Origin of the sequence: Streptomyces sp. NPDC059668, assembly GCF_042734135.1 — a bacterium.
GTDB lineage: Bacteria > Actinomycetota > Actinomycetes > Streptomycetales > Streptomycetaceae > Streptomyces.
Genome location: NZ_JBHWEL010000053.1, coordinates 1 through 21,093, shown reverse-complemented (window position 1 = coordinate 21,093; position 21,093 = coordinate 1). Strand labels below are relative to the sequence as shown.

Genomic DNA, 21,093 nt, shown 5'->3' with positions numbered 1-21,093 from the left:
ATTTCACGGCTGCCAGCTATGCATGGATCACCTTGGGCTTGGATGAGACGTCTGCCGTCCAGGACGGCGGCCTCCCTCCCGTTGTTGAGTGCCCAGAGTGCGCGATGCGCGCGCTCGTGCCGGAAGCAGTCACCGCAGCGAGCCGGCCAGGCACGATGCCCCTGTGTTTCGACTGCGGCACCGTCTTCAAGGGCCTGACTGCGTGTGATGTCGGCTGCGGGGGTGTTCTCGCATTCGAGCCCGACGGCGAGTCCGTCCCCATTTGCGACAACTGCCTCGATCGCTGGGCCCGCTTCTGACGTGCGCGTCCAGTCATCCGCAGCCGTTCAGCTATCGCGAGAGGAGTCCTGTGAGTCACGGGTACAGCCCCCAGGGGGACCGGCCGGAGCCGACCATCGCGCCGCCCACCCCGTCGCCCATCGCCGGGCAGCGACCGGAGCGACCAGACGCCGAACTCATCTCCGCGGCCGCACGGCGGACAGCCTTCTTGAAGGCCCGCGTCAACGAGGAGCTGGAGGCCGCCAAGTCGGTTGCGGATGACGGGTGGTGGGGGCTCACTGAGACGGATGCGCGCCGCTTCGGTGTGACTGCCGGCGCCCGGGTCATCGCTCCCGTCCTCACCGGCCGTGGGCACCAGGCAGATCACGAGGTCGCTCTCCACATCGTCCGGAACCAGCCGCAGCGCACCCGTGACGACCTCACGGGCAAGCTGATGCTCCTCGCGCTCCTGGAGCGCAGCATCACGACGGGGGAGCCGGACGCCGCGCTCCTCATGATCGTGCAGCGCTTCGCGTGCCGTTCATCGACCACCCCGAGCACCCCGAGTACGTGGACTCGGAGGAAGCGTGAGCGCAGAACTGGACTTCGTCGAAGCGGAGTTCGTCGATGCCGAGCTGGTCGACGAGCGCCCGGCCCCCGAAGAGCCCCGCTACCTGATCACCCAGCACACCATGTTGGGCCCCGGCGAGCTCCCGCCGCTGCGCGACCGGAATCCGGGCTGGCAGGACGCCGACTTCCGGCTGTCCGCGGAGGACATCGCAGACCTCGGGGAGAGCGACCTCGCGGATAACACCGTCGCCAACCGCGAGTCCACGGTGCGCGCGTTCGAGGCCTGGTGTGCGGCCCAGGACCTGCCGCGGGTCTCCAATCCGTGCACGACTGCGACGTACACCTCATACGGGTTGCACCTGATCCGCCGGGGCAAGGCGGGGGACTTCGTCCTGGACTCCGTCGGCCAGTACATGGGCCGCATCTACCAGTCGCAGCCCGTGGACATGCGGCCGGACCCCAGCCGCTTCAAAGGGCGTCTGCGCGTGTGGAGGAAGGAGTGGGCGGACGCGGGCGGGGAGGTCGACCGCGCGGCCGCCGTCACGATCGAGTACAACCTGCGGATCATCGCGGCGATCGACGAGTCCACCAACCTCGGCAAGCGGGACGCGTTCCTCGCGGCCCTGGCGTACGCCAACCTGCACCGGGAGATGGAGCTCGCCGACCAGCTGGTCAAGCGCGTTCGGATCAGTGACGCGGGCCTGTACGTCACCACGGCGAAATCGAAGGTCGACCAGTCAGGCAAGGGCGCGGGCCGGTTCATCAAGGACCGGTCCGACCTCCAACTTGTCCGGCGCGCCCGGGCCTGGCTCGCGGTGCTGCACGAGCTCGGCGCCGACGGGCCCGACGACCCGCTGTTCCGGTCCCTGACGGTGAAAGGGCGCCTGCGGTCCTATCCGGCGGACCGCAAGCGGGGGACGCGGATGCGGCCCGGCTCTCTCAACGAACGCCTCCAGCTGCTCGCGGAGCGGGCGGGCGTTCCGTACATCGACGACATGAAGGTGACGTCCCACTCCTGGCGGGCCGGGGCGAACACTGACATGGCCACGCGAAACGTCCCGCTCGTCGAGCGGAACAAGGCCGGCCGGTGGGCGGAGGGCTCCCGCACCGCGGACACCGTCTACACCCGCCCCCACGGCGCCGGCACCCGGGACCCGCTCGACGCCGTGCCGCTGTACGGCGGCCCCGCCCACGCCGCTGTGGCCGAAGCCCGCGCGGGCCAGGCGGGAGAAGAAGCGGCCGCAGGCTAGCGCAGGGGATCGCGCATCATCGACGCGAACACCGGGGAGTCGGCGAACGGCTGCTGGCTCCCCACCTGCTTGTAGCCCCACGACTCGTACACAGCCTTGAGGCGACCCTCGGACCGAAGCGGATTCACCAGGAGGGTGACCCGCTGCTCCTGGCGCTCGTTGAGCAGCTCCTCGTGCAGGGCGCGCGCTGCCCCCTGGCCGTGGGCGCCACGCCACTTCTTCCGCACGAGGATCTCGTTCAGCGCGAGCGTCCGGGCGCCGTCCTCGGTCGTGTAGTCGGTAGGAAGCGGCTCCTTCTCCGAGGACCACCAGCGCGTGTCTGCGCCCAGGGGTACGGCGAACACGTACCCGATGGGCTCGTCGCCCGAGTAGCCCACGACGGCCTCCCACCCCGGGCGGGACGCGTATCCGGTCAGACGCTCGCTGAACCGGTCTGGGGCGTAGAAGGGATCGCCCATCAGCCCGAACTCGCCGCGCACTTCAACGTGGATGTCGACGATCAGGTCGCGTACGGACTCGACGTCGCGTGTGCGGCGGTAGGCGATCGTGCCGTTCATGCGGCTGCCCTCCGGTGCTCGTGCCAGGCCGCGGTGTCCGAGCTCCGCGGCGCGACGATGGCGAGTTGGGTGGTGAAGCTGTCCAAGAGCCCGCCGACGCGGCCCTGGCGCGCCATCGATGGCGCGACGGTGCGGGCCGCGGCGACGGCCGGCTCGATGTCGCCCTGGCCGAGCTGGGCCAGCGCGAGGTTCGCGTACGTCAGGGCCCGGTTCCGTTCGAGGTCGGGCCGGAGACTGGCAAGGCACCGGTGGGCGTGGCGCTCAGCGGCTTCCCACCTGCGGAGGCGCAGGTTCGCGAAGGTCGCAAGGCTGTCGAGTTCGGCCTGGTCGTAGAAGCCCATCCACGGCGGTCGGTGCTTGCCCTGGTCCGCACGGTCGTAGCTGTCCTGCGCGAGGCCGATCGCCCGCTGGGAGCTGCGGGCGTCTCCGGCGTCAGCGTGGAATGTCGCGAGTCGCGCGAAGGCGAGAGAGGCGTAGAACGGATCGCTGCGGGTGATCGAGATTCCCCGGGCCGCCTCCGCAGCCGCGATGGCGTCGGCTGGGCGGCCAAGGTGCCGGTACATGATCCCGGCGTGCCCCCACGCCCGGAAGAGGATGAACCGGTTATTCGCCAGACCCGCGAGGGTGATGGCTCGGTCGAGGTAGGGCTCCGCCTGGTCGAGGCGACGGCCGTCGATCGCGGCCCACATAGCGCTCGCGGTGAACGCGGCCGCGACGCCGTACAGCTCGGAGCGGATCCGGGCCGATGCGGTGTGGGAGTTCTGCAGGCGCACGGTCTCTTCGGCGAGGGCCGCCGCGTGCCTCTGGAGCTCCACGGTGCCGCCGTACGCGTTGTCCATGCTGACGACCGCAGCAAGTTTCGCGTTCAGTCGGTCCACGTCGGCCGACCCTAGGCGGCGCTGCGTGGAGGATGGCGCGGCCAGAGAGGCGCCAGCGGCGGTGGCCGCGGCCATGAAAGCACGTCGATACACGGGATCGTCCTCGGGTGCTGGGGAATCTGAGTTCGTCTTCCCCCGGGACGCGAAGCCTAACTCTGCGCAGGTTCGGTCCGTCACTACCTGTAGAGCGGCCTTCAGTACTCCGTTGGGTGACCGAACTTCCCCGCTACGGAGCTTGTAGACATGCCGAGCATTCACCGTGCCGTGTCGGCCCGTGATGCCCTCGATGGCCTTGTTGAGCAGGGAAGTTAGCTCGTCGACCTTCATCCCGTGCTCGTCCATCCACGATGCGAATACATCGTTTCGTGTCCCCGACATGACTGAACGTTAGGACTGGCGGAGGTTCAGACGGTTAAAGGGAAGGTCAAAACGGCAGGGCGCTTGCACCCAACTCCACCCCGATACGGCATCCCATCCGTGTTCGGACGGCGGTTGTCTGGATGCACAGAGCGACACGCCAGACAGGGAGCCCCCCGTGAACCCCCCGAAGCAGCACGCAAGCACCCCCGCAGACGCAGCGGCCGCACCACCGAGCGCCGGCACGGTCACGCTGCTGCCGGTCAAGTCCAAGGCCCCCACCTTCGAGCACGCGCGACGCCTCAGGGCCGAGAAGCACGCCGGCCCGAACGCGCGTGTCATTGTCCGCACGTGGCTCACCATGGGGCACTGGCAGGGCGACGCCGAAGAGGCCTCGCGCGTCGCGGACAGGCTCGTGGACAACGCCGTCAAGCACGGGACGCCCTTCCCCAACGACGTCGGCTACGTGATCCTGCGCGCCTTCGACCTCCCCGACACCGGGGAGCTCGCCATCGAGGTCGAGGACGCCCTCCCCCGGTTCCCTGGGTTCGGGGAAGCGGTGGCCCAGAGCAGCGACGTCCACGGGGAGCCCAAGGGGCTGTGGTGGGTGGCCCACAACGGCGGGCGCCTGTCCTGGGACGTCAAGAAGGACGTCACCAGCACGGTCATCGGCAAGACCGTTCAGGCCGTCCTCCCCGCGACCTGGGATGGTGCCGCATGACACTGGCCCCGTTACCCCAGCGTCCTCCGAAGCACGTACCCGCTCCGGGCCCCGTGGACTTCACCAGCCGCACCCAGGACATCGCGCCCGAGGACGTCGCGCCGGACATGCACGACCTCGCCGCACAGGTGCGGAACTTGATGCACCTGCAGCGCGGGGCGCCGCTGAAACTGCCGCTCGGCGGGTCGTTCTTCGACATCGTCGTCACCGCGGCCGGCCCCGCGGCGTACGCCGCCGTCCGACTCATGGACGAGGTCCAGCACATCCGCGGGGCCCGCCCCGACGCACCTGCCTGTGGCCCCGTGATCGAGGATCCCGACCGCGACTGGCTGATCTGGTTCGTTCCCCCGGGTACGCACGCGGTCTGGGAACCGCACCCGTACGCCATGTGCCTGGGCGCACCAAACGAACTCGTCCTCCCCGCGATGGCCCACACGGAGCCCCCCGGCTCGTTCTGGCTACGCCCGTGCCGCGGCGACCGCCTGGTACCACGCTGGCCGCTGCGGGACGCCCTCGACAAGTTCCGCCCAGCGCCCACCCCGCACGAACGGGTCCTCGCGGACATCCTCTGCACCACCTCCTGATCCCTGCGTGCGGCGGCTCCGCTCCGATCCGCCGCACGCGGCCACCCCCTGCCGCCGGGCACCCTGACCTGGCATCCGGCGGCAGGGCCCCAACCACGAGGAACACGACGTGAGCCCAGACAGCGGACAGCCCAGCCTCCCCACCGCTCTCACCGACGAGCTGGAGAGCCTGCGCAGCGCGTACGAGCGGCAGGTCATCGAGACGGCGCGGCGCACGGTGCGCGTGGCAACGTACGTGCTGGCGTCGTCCGTCGCCGAGCGCCGGGCGGACCAGGAGCTCATCGCGGCCTACGTGCGTAGCCAGGGCTGGAAGCTCGCGCTCACCGCCTTCTGGGACTTCGGCCAGGCCCCTCCGGTCACGGACCGGACCGGCTTTGCGGAAGCCTCGCGGTACGCGGAGCAGGGCTTCGCGCACGGCATCGTCGCCATCAGCCGACAGGCCATCACGACGGACAACGCCAGGTACGAGGAGCTGCTTCACCGGCTCGGCGCCCGCGGCGTGTTCCTGGCCTATCTCCCCCGCCCCGCATGAGGGCCACCCCACAGACTCCTGCTCGGCGGCCCGGCGCCCGGGCCATCGGGCAGGTCAGCAAGATCCCATCCAACTCGGACAGGAGAAACAGATGACCACTGCACTGATTCCGTTCGCCGCACGGGCGGCAGCCCCGCCGTTCCTGGTCAGCACGTCGATCGCCGGTGTGCGCTGGGACAGCGAGCGGCAGCTCAACCTGACCGCCGAGGGCAAGCCTTGGCACACCACCACCCAGGCGGCGTCGACCACCGACACCAACCTGGACGGCCAGGGCGACGACGTCTCCGACCCGTACTACGCGCCGGCGTCATGACCACCGCCGCCCGCCCTGTGCTCGTCGTTGCTGAACAGCTCGACGCGGCGGCCGACATGGTCGTTGACGAGCTCAACCAGCGCGGCGTACCCGTGATGCGGTTCGACGTCGCGGAGTTCCCGCAGCAGGTCACCCTGACCGGCTCGCACCAGCCGCACGAACCGGGCTGGACGGGACCCATCGACGACGGGCGCCGGACGGCGCGGCTTGAGGAGGTGCGGGCCGTCTACTGGCGGCGGCCCGCACGTCCCCGCATCGCCGACACCGTCCCCGAGCCGTATGCCACCTGGGCGCAGAACCAGGCCGACGCCGCGATCCTCAACGTGCTCGCGGCCCTGCCCGGCGTGCCGTGGCTCAACAACCCGCACGCCGACCGGATCGCCGCCCACAAGCCGCAGCAGCTCGTCGCCGCGACCCGCTGCGGGCTGACGGTTCCGCGCAGCATCATCACGAACGATCCCGACGCGGCCCGGACCTTCGCGAAGGAGGTCAACGGCCTCCTGATCTGTAAGCCTATTCTCGGCGGCCGACTCGACGTCGGCGAAGAGCGTCGGCTGATGGTCGCCACCCACCGTGTGGACCCGGCGGACTTCGATGACGGGATCGCCACCACCGCCCACTATTTCCAGGAAGACATCCCCAAGGCCTTCGAGGTGCGGCTGATCGCCGTCGGCGGGCAGGTCTTCGGCGGCAAGCTCATCACGACGAGCGAGGCCGCTGGTACCGACTGGCGCACCGACTACGACCACATCGAGTACGACACGGTGGACGTGCCGGACGACGTCGCGGGCGCGGTCCGCCGGTTCCTCGCCTCCTACGGCATCTCGTTCGGGGCTTTCGACTTCGCTGTCCGCTCCACCGGCGAGTGGGTGTTCTTCGAGAACAACCCGGCCGGCACGTGGGGGTGGGTCGAGAATCGGACGGGCCTACCGATTGCCGCGGCGCACGCCGACTACCTGATGGGAGCATCTGCATGACCCTGCCTGACGACGGCGCCAGCGCCGCAGCGCGCCAGCGCATGGCGGCCGACCTCACGGCCGGCCGCCCGAGCGAGTGGGCTGATGCGTTCAGCGTTGTGCCGCGCCACATGTTCATGCCCCGCTTCTTCGCGCAGGACGGTACCGGCGCGTGGAAGGGGTGCGTCTGGGGGGACCCCGGATACCTGGAAGCGGTCTACAGCGACACCGCTCTGACCACGCAGCTCGACGAGCAGGGCGTCCCCATCAGTTCGTCGAGCCAGCCATCGATCATGCTGGCCATGCTCGACGCCCTGGACGTCCGCGACGGGCACCGCGTGCTCGAACTGGGGACCGGGACCGGCTACAACGCGGCCCTGCTCTGCGAGCGGCTCGGCGAGACGAAGGTGACCAGCATCGACATCGACCCCGGGCTGATCGATTCCGCAGCCGAGCGGCTGCGGCACGCGGGCTTCAACCCGACCGTGGCGGTGGGCGACGCCGCGGAGGGCTACGCGGCTGGCGCGCCCTACGACCGCATCATCTCGACCGTCGGTCTCCACTCCATCCCGAAGCCGCTCCTGGACCAGGCGGCCCCCGGCGCCGTCATCGTCGCCCCGCTCGGCTACGGGCTCGCTCGGGTCACGATCACGGGCCCCGGCCACGCCACCGGTCGGTTCCTCCCCACGCCTGCGCACTTCATGACGCGGCGCACCGGCGGGGCAGAGCCCCAGTTCGACGCCGTGGCGCAACAGGGGTCCACCACCACGAACGTTGCGCCGACGGCCCTCCTCGGGAAGCTCAAGTTCCCGGCCTCTGTGGCTCTCCCCGGCTACAGGTCCTGCAGTTGGCCGAACGGGCAGGGCGGGGCCGACGCCGTGGGGCTGTGGACCGCGGACGGCTCCACCGCCGTCGCCCACGCTTCGGGCTCCGTGCAGCAGATCGGCCCGCAACGCCTGTGGGACACCGTCGAGGAACTGGCGAAGGTTTTCACGGACGAACCCGCGCGTGATGCCTTCCTGCTGACCGTCACACCGACCAAGCAGACCGTGTACTACCAGGACACCAACGGGCCCAGCTGGGCTCTTCCCACGGCAGCCTGACCCTCCCTCCAGAGCGACCCCGCTCGCCCGCACCCCCCGAGGCGGACGAGCGGGGCATTCTGCTGCCCGAGACCGATGGGTGTAACGCCCGGCGCGGTCACTGAGTCCATATGGCACAGAGGCGTTGACGCTGGGGGGCCACTGCGATACCGGAGGATGGTTCGTGACAACAGCAGTAGTACGTGACCAACTTGAGCTTGAGCTTTTCGCGAGTCTCTTCGACGAGCCCCTGGAAGTGCCCCCGCCCGACACCGCGGCGCCGGACGAGGTCGACACCCTCGCGCACGTGTGGATCGTGGCCGCGGAGATCAAGGTCGAGGACCGCATCGCGAAGACCGCCGACTTCCGCGGCAGCTACACCGCGGACTCCGGGACCCGGGTCGACGCCCTTGAGGTCTACTGCCGCAGCTGCCGCCGTCCGTACGAGGACGTCTCTGGCAAGGACTGCGAGGCTCTGGTCGACAACCGGCATCTGATCGGCGGCGACCAGACGGTGCGTGCCAAGCGCAAGGTGCCCGAGCCGCCGCCGAACGCCAAGGTCATCCCCGGCGGCACCATCCAGCGGCGCGGCATCGGCGCCTACGTCTCCGGCGTCTCCCGTCCCGCTCGATAGGGCCCGCGCATGCCTACCTTCCTCCTCGGTGCGCTCTCCGGCGGCCTCACGTACGCCAGCACGGGCGGGAACGGCCACGCGGCCGCCGCTGTCGCCGCCGTCATCGCGATCCTCGTGTGGCTCGGCGTCGGCCTCCTGGTGATCGTCGGGGGCGGCAGCTCCCACGGTTCGAGCGTCTGGGACTGGCTCCCCTGGTGATCAGCGGCCACGGGTAGCCCGCGACGCAAAAGGGCGGGCCTCCCTACGGTCCGCCGCGTGAATCCTCCAACGCAGCCTCAACCGCTCCCCAGCCACCAGGCACCGCGACGTCGCCTCGCTCGTGACCTGATCGGCCTCCTCCTGGCCGGCGTCGGGACGGTCGGCCTGCTGGGAGCCCTCTAATAGGTGGTCGCTCGTGAAACACGCCGCCGTGCGGCGGTCCACCTGCGGCAAAAAACACCGACCGTAGCTCTGCCCACGGTCCGCCGCGTACTCCAACCCCTGAAGCGTCACGCTGAGCTACCTGTCGGTTGGATCGCCGTTCGTCAATGGCACCCCGCCTCGGGCGGCCAGGCGTGCCGCCCGGCGGCGTTCAGCTGGCCGCCAGGGCTGCGCCCAGCGGCGTGTGCTCGTAGCGGACGGCCCGGCCGGTGCGAGTGCGGGTGACCAGACCGGCATCCCGCAGCACCGCCAGATGGCTGCCGACGGTGCCTAGGCTCAGGCCGAGCTGGGCGACCAACTGCGTCGTCGTTGCCGGCACGTCCAGCGCGCGCAGCACGTCCGCGCGGCGCGGGCCGACCAGTCGGCTCAGGGCCTCGCCGCCCGGTGCACGCGCCATTGGGCCGAGCAGGTCCGCGATGCCCCGGGCGGGATAGACCAGGGCGTAGGGCCATGGCGGCTCGACGTAGCTGATCAGAGTGCCGAACACCGTAGGCATCAGCAGCAGGCCGTTGCCGGCCAGCCGGTGCCGGTCCCACTCGGTACGCGAGCCCGTGCGGACCTCGATGGTCCCGGCCTGTCCCTCGGAGCGCCAGCTCACCCGCGGGTCGAGGTCGGACAGCGCTGCCGCCCAGCCGTACATCGCCAGGTGCCCGGCGCGGCGGACCAGGTCGCGCTCCAGCACCGCTCGCAGCCGCGGCCAGTCCGGCTCGACCAGCGCCTGCCAGCTCGCCTCGAGCGCATCAGCGAGCCGGGTGACCACGTCCGGCGCGTCGAGGATGCGCTGCACGTAGCGTGGCGGTGTCCGAAGGCCTGACAGGTTGCGGGCCAGTTCCAGGCGTGCACGGCGCAGGGGCGTGGCACGCACGGCGGCCAGCTCAGCGGCGAAGTCGCCACCGGAGCCCGACGGCGGCGGATGGATGAAGTCGGCGTTGTAGCCGCCGCGGCGGAACAGCGCCGTCAGCGCCCCGACTGCGGGCACCTGCCGGCGCAGCTGCTGGTATCGGGGCGCGATGCGCTCGGCCCACGGCCGGAGCGGGCCCGCGGCCTGGACGCCGGCTGCGACGCGCAGCGCCTGCATCGCCTCGCCCAGCGGCGAGATCGCGTAGCGGGTACGTGCCACGTCGACGGGTCCCACCTCGATGGCCAGCATGTTTTGCCTCCACACGAAAGCATAGTCACCGTGGCTGGGCTGCCGTGATGCTGTCGGCCATGCCCACCACGCCCGTCGCGGCACACCCGGCCACCTACCGCGAGGTATTCGCTGTGGGCCAGTTCCGTGTGCTGTTCGGCAGCTACACGCTCTTCCTGATCGGCGAGACGGTGCGGATGCTCGCACTGTCCGTGATCGTCTATGCGGCGACCGGGTCGCCGCTGATGTCGGCGCTGGCGTATGCGGCAGGCTTCCTTCCCTATGCCCTGGGCGGCACGCTGCTGCTGGCTTTCGCCGACCGCTGGCCTCCGCGCACCGTCATAGTCGGCTACGAGGTGCTGCGCACCGCGGTCAGCGTCGTGCTTGCCGCCGGTCTACTGCCGGTACCGGCCATGCTGGCACTGGTGTTCGTTACCGGTGTGCCCAGCGCCGTCGCCTCCGCTTCGCGTACTGCCCTTCTGCCCGACCTGCTGGACGGCGACCGCTACGTGCTCGGCCGTGCCGTCTTCTCCATGGCGGCCGGCGGCACGCAGGTGCTCGGTTTCGCCGCTGGCGGCATGCTGATCGCTGCTGTCGGCGCGCCAGGCGCGCTCTGGATCACCTCCGCGACCTGCCTGGCCTCGGCAGGCATGCTGCAACTGCGCTTGGCCCACCGCCCACGCCGCCGCACCGGCGCCTCGGCTGGCATCAGCGAGACCTGGCAGGTGAACCGGGCGCTGCTGCGCCTGCCTGCGGTCCGGGCGCTGCTGCTGGCGCAATGGCTGGCACCGGCGCTGATGGTCGGCGCCGAGGGCGTGTTGGTCCCGTACGCCGCACAGGTCGGCGCGCCTGACGCGGCCGGTCTGCTGTTCGCAGCGGTTGCCGCCGGGATGTTCGCCGGCAACCTGATCGTCGGCCGCCTGGTGCGCCCTGCGGGCCGGGAGCGGCTGGCCCGCCCCCTGGCGCTTGCGCTCGGATTGCCGCTGCTGGGGTTCTCGCTGCACCCCACACCGGGATACGCCGTCATCCTGCTGACGGTGTCCGGCTTCGGCGTCGCCTACCAGCTCGCGCTGGCCCGCAGGTTCCTCGACGCGGTGCCCGAGACGCAGCGTGGTCAGGCGTTCGGCCTGCTGCTGACCGGAACGATGACGTTGCAGGGCCTGGCCGCCGCAGCCGGAGGCGCGCTGGGCGAAGTCGCGGCCCCGGCGCTGGTCGTCACACTGGCCGGTGCGGCCTCGGCCATCGCCGCCCTGATGTCCTGGCGAACGCTGTCGCCCACACCCTGAAAGCCCTTCATCACATCGTCGTGGCCGAGCGGCCGACGGCGTCCGCCGGGCTGCGGGGGACGGGGCACGGCAGCGGCCGGCCCGAGGTCGAGGCGCCTGCTCATGTCCAGTCGGAACGTGCCGTACGGGTTGACGTTGGACCAGAACAGCGCGGTCAGGGCGCGCCGGTCCTCGTCGCTCAGGTTCATGGCCCACGTCGGTTCGGCCAGGACCTGCTGTACCAGCAGGGTGTTGATGTGCACGAGCGCGGACTGGAGCAGGTGCAGGGCGAGCATCGAGGTTTCGGCGTGCTCCTTGTCCGGGCCGGTCAGGGCGCGTCCTTGCCGTAGTGCAGCACGGTGTTCGCGCTGTGGTGCCACCGTCGCTGCCGCGATGCTCGACCGCCTCCTGTACCGGGCCGCTGTGGTCGGCATCGACGGCCCGTCCTACCGTCTCCGATCGCACCAGGCCCACTCCGACAACCTCCGCAAAGGGGTGACCGGACGTGCTGGCTGAACTCCGTGACTGCCCGATCTGCTGGACGCAGTTCCAGGTCAACCCACATGCAGCCACCCGCCATACCTACTGTTCACCACGGTGCAAAGCAGAAGCAGCCCGCCGCCGACGACGCGAGCGCGACGACGCCAACGACACCCTTGAGACAGAACCGACCGGGCCGCCATCGCCCGAACCCACCGCACTGACACCGACCGCAACCGCAACTGCCCTCATTGCGACAAGCCGGTCACCATCGTCGCCCTGCTTGCCACCCCCGAGGCCGCCCGTCCCACCATCCCCGCGGCAAGCCCTGACGTCATTCCCATGCGCAGAGGCGGAACCCGGGCGAGTGGTTATGCACGTGACTGCGGGAGCCGTTTCGGGATGACTGCGCGGATAGAGAGTGGCCGATGCTAGGGCTGCCCGGTTGCCGCTGGCAGGTTGTGCCATGCATGTCCGCAGGCGCCTTTGCAGTACGTCTCGCGGCGGCGAGTATCGGCAATGGCGAACACGGAGACGAGGACACGGAATGCCTTGACGTGTTCGGCGGCGGGGAGGCCCGCGAACCCGTAGCGGGGCGGGTCCATGCAGATCATTACCGCGGGGTTGGCCGTGGGCTTCACCCCAGATCGCGCCACCCCCGCACGGCCATCAGCAGCTGTAATGTGGGCCTGCATCGCATAGCCGGCGACTTCCTGCAGTACCTCCTGCTGGCGTGTCGGGGCGAGGCCGGAGAACCAGCCCATGCCAGCGTCCAACGTGCGGAGCCCCTGGGCGATCTCGTTGACGACCTGCTCGGTCTCGCGCCGGAAGGTGCGGCCGTCGTCACTGCTCGTTCCGGTCATCGCTTGATGGTTTCACGTTGCCGGTTCCGGGCGAAGGCCGGTATCCGCAGCCGAGCCGCACGGGCGCCGGGACAGTCAGCTCCAGCGCGCCTCCGACAGTCGCCCCAGACGAAGGACTCACTGAGCGTGTGATCGGTGGGTCCTTCTGCCTTCCGCTCCCCACATTCCCCAGTTGGTTCACTCCGTGAACCAACTGAGACGAAGAGCAACACTGGGGAAAATTCGGGCTCTGGCCGCTTTATCGTGAATGATCTCGAGTAGAGGCTGCGGGGTGCCGATATCGATGGGCGTGGCCACACACCGTCACACGTGCTCGTCCGCGGAGGCGGTGATGACGGGCTCGGGGCCGGCTGGCAGGAGTTCAAGCAGGAGGGCCACAGCCTCTTCGGCGGTCTCGACTTCGCCGATCACGGCGAAAGGACTGCGTCGGCGAACCTTGAACCGGCCGTTGTGCAAGGGCTCGATCGATCCGGCATGCACAGTCCAGGGGTAGCTGGTGGAGCTGCTGAAGAGCAGGGCGAAGTGGCTGGTGAACGGATACAGCCGCCGGAGTCGTGGTTGAGCGGCGGCAGCTTTCAGCAGCGGAACGATGCCCGGATATGGGCGCCCGGGCGTGCGGATCTGATGTACTGCATGCCTCCACTGCCAGCTGAGTCGTAGGGACTGCCAATGAGCCTCGACAACGTCAGCCGCCCCGCGACTACGTGCTGCAGCAAGGTCTGGCAGAACTGGTCTTGGAGGTAGGGGCAACTGTTGATCGCAGGTCTCGTCATTCGCGTCCACTGTCATAGTGTCGCGGCCATTGCCTGAAAGCGGTGCTCTGACAACGAAGATCATGGCCGGGTGAGAATGCGTGTCCAGAGGAGTCGGAACGAGTCTCGGCCGTACATGGCTCGCTTGAGCGTCTTCACTCGGTTTACGTGTCCTTCGACAACTCCGGAGCTCCAGGGCAGAGTCAGACCGGCGGTTACCGCGTCGAGGTCCTGGCGGAGGAAGCCGGCGAAACCCTTCATGGGCTTCGGTGCGTCCTGCTCGGCCTGCCGGATCCACTTCAGCAGCAGGTTTCCGCGCTGGTGGCGGACCAGGTCGGCGAACGCTCGAGCGTTCAGGGGCCTTTTCTAGATCTCCGGCCGCCTCTTGGATGATCGGGGCAGCCTCGCCGGGCGCGAGATGTCCAGAAGCAGACGAGCCCATCCATGCCAGCCGACACGTGGTCCCAGCTCTTGGTGCACTCCGAGCGGCTGACCGCGCTCTACACCGAGTTGCCGCCTTTGGAGCGCCTGGTCCTCAGGTCGGTCCACCTGAGCCCCTACGGCCCCAGTGTGAAGTTGCGGGTGGAACTGCCGCGCTTTCCGGACCGCGCTCCCTTGCCCTGGACCGAGGCGGGCTGCGACCGGTTCGAGGCCCAGATCGAGTTCCTGGCCGTGGGCGAGGACCTGCGGATGAGGGGCGTTCCCCACCACACCGTGGTCGACATCGAGGTCAGCCCCCTCGTCCAAGTCCACGAGCGCCGGATCAGGGTCGCTGTGCACGGAGCGGGATTCTCGTTGGACTTCACCGCCTGGGCCGGCCTTCAGGCTGGCCATCTCAACGCGTATCGCTCCATCGAGGCGGACCCCGATGCCGCTCAGCGCTGGTTCGAGAACCGAGTTGACCAGTATCTGTACCGGGTCCTCCCTCTCACGACCGCGAAGAGGTTCTATGAGTGACCACGACTGGGCTGCCGAGTTGACCAATCCTGAGACGGTCCGCGAAGTTCTGGGCTCACGCCCGCCACCGCTGAGTGATTACGACCTGACGTCCGTCCTCGTCGACGAACGCGAAGCGTCGGTCACCCTGAGGTTCTCCGCCTTCGCCGTCCCGGACGGCGCCGTGGACCTGTGGCAGACACGTGGGCACAACGCGGTCGAGTTCGTCCTGGTCTGTATCGGCGTGAAGAACTTCGAGGTGCACGGCTGGTCCGGCTGGCCCACAACCACCGCCACCCTCGCAGCAAAAACGGTCGTGCTCGCCGGCCAGGGCAAGCTCGTGTCCTTCGACGCCACCGGCATCCGCGCTGAGTCCCCAGTCGGACGCTTGTGGAGCCGATCACCGTGACATCACTGGCCGGTTGCAGACTGGTTTGGCCTACCAGAACCTTCACCCGCAAGGTGAAGGCCGCCGACGTTCGGCAGAGGCTCAGACATGGGGCAACGGTGCAGGTCAGCGACGTCAAAACCACCATGATCAGCCATCAGCATCTGCCACTCATGAAAGGACGAGGTTTCACCTAACGAGCTGGTGCACGACAAGCGGTGAGGCGTCGAGAACGTCGGTGGGGCTTGTGCCTACATCTGCTGTGTCGAGCTAAGGTCCGCGGTCTGCTGGTGGGACAGCAGGCCGGCGATGGCCTGGACGGTGTCGCTCATGTGCTCGCGGCGGCCGAGGTGTCGGGCCAGAGCCCGCCAGTTTTTGAGGTGGGCGATGCCGTGCTCGACCCGGATACGACGTGAGGAATGTGCCTTGCGTTGCCGCTCGTACATCTCCTCATACCAGTCTGGGGCGTTCCTCTTGTACTTGCGGTGCGGGGACGTCACCACCCGGCCGCCGGTCTGGGCACCCAAGCCCTGGTAACCGGCATCCGCGAGGATCTCCACCGCAGGCCCATCGTCCAGGAGCTTGACCAGCCCTAATTGACGCGCGTGGGTGATGTCCGCGCAGCTTGCGGGCCGGGTCGGGCTGCACCACAGCACGCGTCTTTCGCCATCCGTGACCACCATGGATTTGACGGCGTTCTGCTTGTTCTTGCCGGAGATGAACTTGTCACGGTACCTACGCCCGACGGCGGGCCGCCTCCCCCGGATCTCGGTGCCGTCGATGATGCCGGTCGTCCCGCTCGTGCCGAGGTGGGCAACGACCTCGCCCAGGGTCCGCAACCGTACGTCCGGTCTGACGGTGCATTCGCGTTCGGCGAGCAGAGGCCGCACCTCGCCGATGGCTCGGGTGATGGTGGAGTGGTCCACGCTGAACCAGCAGGCCAGCACGTCGTGGGTGGCCCCGTGCCGAAGATGGACGAGAGTGGCCAGCAGCCGATCGACGAAGACCAACTGGTGTTTCGGCCCACCGCCCACGGTCCGCCTCCGCGGCCGAGGCCAGCTTGACCTGGTGACGCTCATGCCACAACGGGCCTATCTTGGCCTATCTCAGCTACGAGTTCAGCGATCACATCGCCTGTCAGGCCCGTGATCCGACGGTTACTGATGATCGCTGAGCGAGTCCTGTTCCCCACCACCCGACCATGATCAACCATCACGGCCTCGACGCCTCACCGCTTGTCGTGCACCAGCTCGTAAAGGTTGTCCCGTAACTGCGAGCCGCCGCCATCCCTCGGCGGTGGGTCGCGACGCGCTCCCGGATCAGCCGAAGATGAGGTCGACGTTCTTGTTCACGCAAGACTGCAGGACGGTGACCAACTGACTGACGTCTCCGATGCGCCGTCGTAGGACAGGGTCGCTGGGGTCCGGCAGACGGTGATCGAGGATTGCTTCCAGACGGGGCAGCATGGCCGCGCATTGAGCGGGCGTGAGGTCGGGGCCATCGTCGTCTGGATGGTTGAGGAGTGGCTCCAGCGTGGTGGAGACGCTGGACCAGTCGCGGTCTCCGCCGAAGCCGTCCATCTCGGCGAGCGCGAACCCCTCGGTCTGGGCCAGCCACTCCCTGAACATCCCGAAGCCGGTGTAGGACCAGGAGACGTCTGGACTTGTCACGTCGTCGTCACCTGGGAAGAGCATCAGCCCCATCTCGCCCACCCTCCTTGCTGGGTGCCCAGGATCGCCGATGGGCGGGCCGTCGGCAATTGAAATGATCTCCGGATGGCTGGTGTGATCACGGCGGTGGAGACGTCCTGGATAGCCCCGTTCACCGGGCTGAGCCCACGTTGCTTCAGCAGGCTGGTGACCGCGGTGCGTCGCGAAGTCGCCAAGGAGCCGCGGCGTGGACGGCCGTGGGGTCTACCACTGGAGGATCGCCTCCTCTTGGTCACGGCCTACTGGCGTACGAACTTGACCCTGCGTCAGCTCGCTCCGCTGTTCGGTGTCTCCAAGTCGGCGGCCTGCTGGACCATCGATGATCTCGGCCCGAGGCTCGCACTTCGGTCGCGCGAGCGGTTCCGTAAGGACACCGTGCTCATCGTGGATGGCACCCTGGTGCCCACCCGGGACCGTTCGATCGCCGAGCAGTCGAAGAACTACTGCCACTCCACGGCTCATCAGGTGGTCATCGACGCCGACACCCGCTTGGTCGTCATCGTCGGCCCGGCCTCTGCCCGGAAATCGGCACGACTCCCGGGGCTGGGAGGAATCTGGCGCCAAGGATGCCGTGGGCCACACCATGACCGTCGCGGACGGTGGCTATCAGGGAACCGGGCTCGTCATCCCGCACCGCAGGACGAAGGGTGAGGAACTTCCGGCCTGGAAAGAGGAACACAACCGCTCACACAGGCGAGTTCGAGCCCGCGTCGAGCACACCTTCGCCCGCATGAAGAGCTGGAAGATCCTACGCGACTGCCGCCTCAAAGGCGACGGCGTCCACCACGCCATGCGCGGCATCGCACGTCTGCACAACCTCACCCTCAACGGATAACCGAGAGGGACCTACCAGGGCCGTTAGCATCCGCATCGACAACAAGATCCATTACGGGACAACCTTTAGCCTGCCCGTTCGGTCAGGAATCAGAATTGACAGCAGGCGGAACGTGCCTGGCAAAGCAGGCGGTAGGAAGGAAGGTGATGAGTGGGATGGGTGTGGAACGCTTGCAGCTCCAGGAGATCACCAGGTTCTCCTCAGGCTTCGACCACGTTGCGGGGCCGCTGCTGGGGCTAGGCCACAGCGGAGAGCCGCTGCTTCTGTCCTCGGTACCAGACGGGTCGGAAGTCAGCCGTTGGGACATCAATACTGGTGGCAGGGATTGGTGGGACCGCGAGGGCATGCCCGGCTGCAACGACAAGGCTCTGGTTCAGATTCCCGGCAATGGGCCACGGCTTGCCATCGCCACGGAAGACGGTATCGAGTGGTGGGACGCACTTTCAGGGGAACATCATGCGGAGATGAGCTGGGAGGGGTGGACCATCTGGGCTGTATCCAGCGGTGTGTTGCCGGATGGGCGCCCCATTCTCGTGGGTGCAGGCCACGACGGCGTTGTGTACCGGTGGGACCCGGTCACAGGTGCACCGCTGGACGGCGTACCCGCGAAGGGTCGGGGAGCCATGATGGCCGTTGGGTTCGTGCCGTCCTCTGACGCTACGGGTGTGATGGTCTCCGGAGATGAGGCCGGCCGGGTGTGGCGCTGGAACGCTGCCACCGGAGAACAAGTGGGCGAACCGGTTGAGGGACACGATTCCGGGATCTCTATTATCCAGGAGTTGCCTTCTGCGCAGGTCCCCTCATTCGTTTCTAGCGATCAAGAAGGAGTATTGAAGAGATGGAGTGCCGCGACCGGCACACAGGTCGGCGGGCCTATCGAGACCGGTGTCGCGGTATATAGCCTCGCAACGGCGAACATCGGTGGGACAGCGGTGATGTTCGCTGCAGGCGCCGACGAGATCGTTCGTGCTTGGAACGCGGACTCAGGTGAGCCCATCCATCTTTCGCTGAGGAGCGGCGTCGTAAGTATCGTCACGAAGCTAGATGGAACTATCCTCGTAGCGACAAGTACGACACAGGGGGAAATTGTCCTCCACTCGTGTTCCGGTGCTGACTGATGCACCCGCCGTTCAGGCTGAGAGTCCAGTCACGCAGGACTGGCTCCCGGTGGGGGATAGTGAGGGAGTCTGCCCGGATCGTGGCACGGTCCGGGTGGCTTGGCGAGAGCCCCACGAGTGCTGGCGCCGCGCCTGCGGCGCGGCCAGCGCCGACCGCTTGTACGTGAAGTCCGCGGCCGCCGCGTGACTGCGCGGCCGCGGGGGAGCGCGCCCTCTTCGACTTCGAGTAGGCGCCAGCGTATCGGTCGGCTCTGTCGTGGACATCCAAGTCGAAGCCGTGGATGTTGAAGTTGTGGATCACGTCCCGGACCCGGACCGAGCCGGGAACGTGGCCTCGGCGATCTTCGCCATGCCCTGTGGGGACATCAGCAACATCTGTGCCTGACGCCAGGTCACCGCCGACCCGGTGCCGCGGCGGACGATCCGGAGCAACCGTCGGCCCTCCTCATCACCAATCCCACGAATTGGTACCCGCTCGACCATGCGCACAGCCTGCCAGCGTCCGGGACCCGAGCTGCGAGCAGCCCGGCCGTTTCATACCATTCGACGTTTCCTCAGTTCAACGAGCCAACCCCGTACTCGCTCGTCGTCGTGCAGGTAACCGCCGCCTCTATCCGCAGGCAGGTCAATTCCTTGCAGGAGGTTCAGCGCCCACCACGAGATGTCGTCCCAGGAGAGCCGGTCGTCGGCCACCCACCGTGCAGCCCAGCGGTCAGCCTCATCCCTCGTCAGCCGACCGTCGATCAGCGACGCGAAGCAATCCGCAACCTCATCAACTGTCGGCTGGTGCCTTGCATCCATGTCCGGACCGTACAGGCAGGGGCAAAGGTTGCCTGGTGCGGGATCAGCGGCCGCGGTTGTGGCGGGGGATGGCTACAGCGCGCTCGCCCCGCCCCGGGAGGATGTGAACACCAGTCTGAACAGCCTGAAGGATCGGGCTCCGCTGGAGTCTGGCTGACGGACCTCCGCGTAGAGCGATTGTCATCACTGCACCTGATGTTTGCTGCTCGCCTGCACCCACAGGAGTGCGGCAGCCCTTCGGCCGTACTCTCCCCAGCACCAGCCGGATCCGGCTACCGTGAAGACCATGCCCAAGGAGCTCCGCATCAGCATCGACGATGACCTTTACGAGCAGCTCGCACGCGAAGCCGGCGAACTGCACGAGGATCCCACGGTGTACGCCGGACGCGTCCTGGCCCACCAGCTCGACAAAGCCCGCTTCCTCGATGGCAGCGCCCAGTTCCTGAGCACACCCGGGATGCGCGAGGAGTTCGCGAACCGCTTCGGACCCGAGCCCGGGCCCACCGCGACCGCGGCATAGGACGGCAACGATCTCGTGTACCTCACGGTAGATCTTCCGTGGATCTTGGAAGTTGCACGCACCCAGCTCGGCGATCCGGACATTACGGACTGGGGCTCTGGAGGCGGCACGGGCGCGACATCCCTTCCAGGTCATGGACGAACCCGCGTATCCGCATCCGTGGGACCGGGCAGCCTCTCTCTTCCACTCCCTTACCCGGGTTCCGGCGCTCGAGCACAGCAACGAGCTCTTCGGCGCAGCGGTCGCGGTCGGTTACCTGCATGCAAGCGGCCTGTCCGCACGGATCCTCGCCAAAGAGGCCGCGGACGTCGCTGAGCAGGTGGCGGCCGGGCCCCTGGATGTGAGGGCCCTTGCAGTCGTCCTCAGGGATTGGACCGAGCGGGACTGAGAGCTGTCTCTTTGGCGTTCGTTGAGGGACGGTGCCGATCAGGAGCCGGACATGACCCATCCGCCCGATGAGGTCCGCTCACTGCACGCTTCCCTCACAAGGCTGCTTGCACCGCCTCTATGATCGACCGGCCGCAGGACGACGACAGGTGGAGGGCGTGATGCCTGGTCAGGTGACCGCAGTGAGCCGTAACGAGGGGTACTCGTTCAGCAAGCCCAATCGCGATTCCATCAGGCTGCGCACGGGGCTCGGAGTGGAAGGAGACGTTCACGCAGGTGAGACGATCCGCCACCAGTTCCGCATGACCTACGAGCCGAACCTGCCCAACCTGCGCCAGGTCCACCTGATGCACGAGGAACTCTTCGACGAACTCGCGCTCAAGGGCTATAGGGTCTCTGCGGGCCAGCTCGGCGAAAACATCACCACGCGCGGGATGGACCTGTTGGGCCTGCCTACCGGCGCCCTACTCCATCTCGGGGAGCAGGCGGTACTTGAGGTGACCGGACTGCGCAACCCGTGCTCGAAGATCAACGACTTCCGCAAGGGACTGCTCGGTGAGGTTTTCGCCATGGACTCCTTGTCCGGCGAGTTCACGTTCAAGTGTGGCGTCATGGCTGTGGTCCGCCGTGGAGGGACCGTCCGCCCCCACGATTCCATCCAGGTCGAGCCCCCGCCACCCCCTCACCGCCCGCTGGAACGGGTCTAGGGTCCGTCTTCAAAGATCATCGGATGGTGGATCATGGCCAGGTGATACGTCGCCATGAACTCACCGACCTGGAGTGGGAGTTACTCGCTCC

Annotated in this window: 25 protein-coding genes and 4 pseudogenes; 18 read left to right on the top strand and 11 right to left on the bottom strand. The window is 68.1% G+C overall.

All coding sequences use genetic code 11. The annotated features are described in order from the left end of the window. Positions 1-349 precede the first annotated feature (349 nt). Positions 350-748 (top strand): annotated as a pseudogene (locus ACFV2J_RS29915) (DUF6221 family protein); the annotation flags it as partial. Positions 749-845: 97 nt separating this feature from the next. Next, positions 846-2,078: a hypothetical protein gene (locus tag ACFV2J_RS29910; protein ID WP_385090594.1), complete on the top strand. Its 1,233-nt coding sequence runs from the start codon at positions 846-848 to the stop codon at positions 2,076-2,078. Here the strand turns inward: ACFV2J_RS29910 and ACFV2J_RS29905 are convergent. Together ACFV2J_RS29905 and ACFV2J_RS29900 are read right to left on the bottom strand one after the other, a co-directional pair. Beyond that, positions 2,075-2,635: an N-acetyltransferase gene (locus ACFV2J_RS29905; RefSeq protein ID WP_385090597.1), complete on the bottom strand. Its 561-nt coding sequence runs from the start codon at positions 2,633-2,635 to the stop codon at positions 2,075-2,077. The two genes, ACFV2J_RS29910 and ACFV2J_RS29905, sit on opposite strands and share 4 nt — an antisense overlap. Then, a complete protein-coding gene (locus ACFV2J_RS29900) occupies positions 2,632-3,513 on the bottom strand; it encodes a Tat pathway signal protein (RefSeq protein WP_385441551.1) in 882 nt (293 codons plus the stop codon). Before ACFV2J_RS29900 ends, ACFV2J_RS29905 begins: the two co-directional genes overlap by 4 nt. Positions 3,514-4,048: 535 nt before the next feature. On the opposite strand from ACFV2J_RS29900, the gene ACFV2J_RS29895 reads away from it, so the two are divergent. The 8 genes from ACFV2J_RS29895 (at position 4,049) to ACFV2J_RS29860 (ending at position 8,890) form a co-directional block, all read left to right on the top strand. After that, on the top strand, positions 4,049-4,591 hold the full coding sequence (locus ACFV2J_RS29895; RefSeq protein ID WP_385090603.1) for a hypothetical protein: 543 nt from the start codon (positions 4,049-4,051) through the stop codon (positions 4,589-4,591). Between the two features lie 53 nt (positions 4,592-4,644). Continuing rightward, positions 4,645-5,175 carry a hypothetical protein gene (locus ACFV2J_RS29890; RefSeq protein WP_385441547.1) on the top strand — a complete coding sequence of 177 codons (531 nt, stop codon included), beginning with the start codon at positions 4,645-4,647 and terminating at the stop codon, positions 5,173-5,175. A 109-nt stretch (positions 5,176-5,284) separates the two neighbouring features. Next, positions 5,285-5,707, top strand: coding sequence for a hypothetical protein (locus ACFV2J_RS29885; protein ID WP_385088929.1), 423 nt, complete (start codon positions 5,285-5,287; stop codon positions 5,705-5,707). 91 nt (positions 5,708-5,798) lie between these two features. After that, on the top strand, positions 5,799-6,020 hold the full coding sequence (locus tag ACFV2J_RS29880) for a hypothetical protein (protein WP_385088926.1): 222 nt from the start codon (positions 5,799-5,801) through the stop codon (positions 6,018-6,020). Continuing rightward, complete coding sequence (tgmB, locus tag ACFV2J_RS29875) at positions 6,017-6,997, top strand: ATP-grasp ribosomal peptide maturase (RefSeq protein WP_385088924.1); 981 nt, start codon at positions 6,017-6,019, stop codon at positions 6,995-6,997. Before ACFV2J_RS29880 ends, tgmB begins: the two co-directional genes overlap by 4 nt. Further along, positions 6,994-8,079 carry a methyltransferase domain-containing protein gene (locus ACFV2J_RS29870; protein ID WP_385088921.1) on the top strand — a complete coding sequence of 362 codons (1,086 nt, stop codon included), beginning with the start codon at positions 6,994-6,996 and terminating at the stop codon, positions 8,077-8,079. The genes tgmB and ACFV2J_RS29870 overlap by 4 nt, the downstream gene beginning before the upstream one ends. 163 nt (positions 8,080-8,242) lie before the next feature. Continuing rightward, a complete protein-coding gene (locus ACFV2J_RS29865) occupies positions 8,243-8,692 on the top strand; it encodes a hypothetical protein (protein ID WP_385088919.1) in 450 nt (149 codons plus the stop codon). Positions 8,693-8,701: 9 nt separating this feature from the next. Continuing rightward, the gene (locus ACFV2J_RS29860; RefSeq protein WP_385088916.1) at positions 8,702-8,890 is read left to right on the top strand and encodes a hypothetical protein; all 189 of its coding nucleotides are present in this window, start codon (positions 8,702-8,704) and stop codon (positions 8,888-8,890) included. Between the two features lie 373 nt (positions 8,891-9,263). Here ACFV2J_RS29860 and ACFV2J_RS29855 read toward each other — a convergent pair whose 3' ends face one another. Beyond that, a complete protein-coding gene (locus ACFV2J_RS29855; protein WP_385088913.1) occupies positions 9,264-10,277 on the bottom strand; it encodes a DUF5937 family protein in 1,014 nt (337 codons plus the stop codon). Positions 10,278-10,321: 44 nt separating this feature from the next. Here ACFV2J_RS29855 and ACFV2J_RS29850 point away from each other — a divergent pair, with 44 nt between their 5' ends. Continuing rightward, positions 10,322-11,527: an MFS transporter gene (locus ACFV2J_RS29850; protein WP_385088911.1), complete on the top strand. Its 1,206-nt coding sequence runs from the start codon at positions 10,322-10,324 to the stop codon at positions 11,525-11,527. A gap of 173 nt (positions 11,528-11,700) precedes the next feature. On the opposite strand, the pseudogene ACFV2J_RS29845 reads toward ACFV2J_RS29850, so the two are convergent. The 4 genes and pseudogenes from ACFV2J_RS29845 to ACFV2J_RS29830 form a co-directional block, all read right to left on the bottom strand. Next, positions 11,701-11,802: pseudogene (locus ACFV2J_RS29845) on the bottom strand (hypothetical protein); the annotation flags it as partial. Positions 11,803-12,417: 615 nt separating this feature from the next. Beyond that, on the bottom strand, positions 12,418-12,849 hold the full coding sequence (locus tag ACFV2J_RS29840; protein ID WP_385088908.1) for a DUF5958 family protein: 432 nt from the start codon (positions 12,847-12,849) through the stop codon (positions 12,418-12,420). Positions 12,850-13,152: 303 nt separating this feature from the next. Next, positions 13,153-13,686, bottom strand: a complete 534-nt coding sequence (locus ACFV2J_RS29835) for a DUF6193 family natural product biosynthesis protein (RefSeq protein WP_385088906.1) — start codon at positions 13,684-13,686, stop codon at positions 13,153-13,155. After that, positions 13,683-13,934 carry a transposase gene (locus tag ACFV2J_RS29830; RefSeq protein WP_385088932.1) on the bottom strand — a complete coding sequence of 84 codons (252 nt, stop codon included), beginning with the start codon at positions 13,932-13,934 and terminating at the stop codon, positions 13,683-13,685. Before ACFV2J_RS29830 ends, ACFV2J_RS29835 begins: the two co-directional genes overlap by 4 nt. A gap of 111 nt (positions 13,935-14,045) precedes the next feature. Between ACFV2J_RS29830 and ACFV2J_RS29825 the strand changes: the two genes are divergently transcribed. Continuing rightward, positions 14,046-14,558, top strand: a complete 513-nt coding sequence (locus ACFV2J_RS29825) for an Imm50 family immunity protein (protein WP_385088903.1) — start codon at positions 14,046-14,048, stop codon at positions 14,556-14,558. Next, on the top strand, positions 14,551-14,946 hold the full coding sequence (locus ACFV2J_RS29820) for an Imm50 family immunity protein (protein WP_385088900.1): 396 nt from the start codon (positions 14,551-14,553) through the stop codon (positions 14,944-14,946). The genes ACFV2J_RS29825 and ACFV2J_RS29820 overlap by 8 nt, the downstream gene beginning before the upstream one ends. Before the next feature lie 230 nt (positions 14,947-15,176). Here ACFV2J_RS29820 and ACFV2J_RS29815 read toward each other — a convergent pair whose 3' ends face one another. Beyond that, positions 15,177-15,959 carry a transposase family protein gene (locus ACFV2J_RS29815; RefSeq protein ID WP_385088897.1) on the bottom strand — a complete coding sequence of 261 codons (783 nt, stop codon included), beginning with the start codon at positions 15,957-15,959 and terminating at the stop codon, positions 15,177-15,179. A gap of 285 nt (positions 15,960-16,244) precedes the next feature. Beyond that, entirely contained in the window at positions 16,245-16,628 is a 384-nt protein-coding gene (locus tag ACFV2J_RS29810) for a hypothetical protein (RefSeq protein WP_385088894.1), read from the bottom strand. Positions 16,629-16,700: 72 nt separating this feature from the next. Here ACFV2J_RS29810 and ACFV2J_RS29805 point away from each other — a divergent pair. Together ACFV2J_RS29805 and ACFV2J_RS29800 are read left to right on the top strand one after the other, a co-directional pair. Continuing rightward, positions 16,701-17,469, top strand: a pseudogene (locus ACFV2J_RS29805) (transposase). A 155-nt stretch (positions 17,470-17,624) separates the two neighbouring features. Further along, positions 17,625-18,587, top strand: coding sequence for a WD40 repeat domain-containing protein (locus ACFV2J_RS29800; protein ID WP_385088890.1), 963 nt, complete (start codon positions 17,625-17,627; stop codon positions 18,585-18,587). Positions 18,588-18,855: 268 nt separating this feature from the next. Here the strand turns inward: ACFV2J_RS29800 and ACFV2J_RS29795 are convergent. Both ACFV2J_RS29795 and ACFV2J_RS29790 read right to left on the bottom strand, forming a co-directional pair. Further along, positions 18,856-19,070: pseudogene (locus tag ACFV2J_RS29795) on the bottom strand (IS630 family transposase); the annotation flags it as partial. 51 nt (positions 19,071-19,121) lie between these two features. Next, positions 19,122-19,388: a hypothetical protein gene (locus ACFV2J_RS29790; RefSeq protein WP_385097916.1), complete on the bottom strand. Its 267-nt coding sequence runs from the start codon at positions 19,386-19,388 to the stop codon at positions 19,122-19,124. 286 nt (positions 19,389-19,674) lie between these two features. Here ACFV2J_RS29790 and ACFV2J_RS29785 point away from each other — a divergent pair, with 286 nt between their 5' ends. The 3 genes from ACFV2J_RS29785 to ACFV2J_RS29775 all read left to right on the top strand — a co-directional run bounded on the left by ACFV2J_RS29785 (position 19,675) and on the right by ACFV2J_RS29775 (position 21,002). Then, positions 19,675-19,908 (top strand): hypothetical protein, encoded by a 234-nt coding sequence (locus ACFV2J_RS29785; RefSeq protein ID WP_385097918.1) that lies wholly within the window; start codon positions 19,675-19,677, stop codon positions 19,906-19,908. Between the two features lie 133 nt (positions 19,909-20,041). Continuing rightward, positions 20,042-20,296, top strand: coding sequence for a hypothetical protein (locus ACFV2J_RS29780; protein ID WP_385097921.1), 255 nt, complete (start codon positions 20,042-20,044; stop codon positions 20,294-20,296). Positions 20,297-20,456: 160 nt separating this feature from the next. Beyond that, positions 20,457-21,002: an MOSC domain-containing protein gene (locus ACFV2J_RS29775; RefSeq protein WP_385097923.1), complete on the top strand. Its 546-nt coding sequence runs from the start codon at positions 20,457-20,459 to the stop codon at positions 21,000-21,002. Positions 21,003-21,093 lie beyond the last annotated feature (91 nt).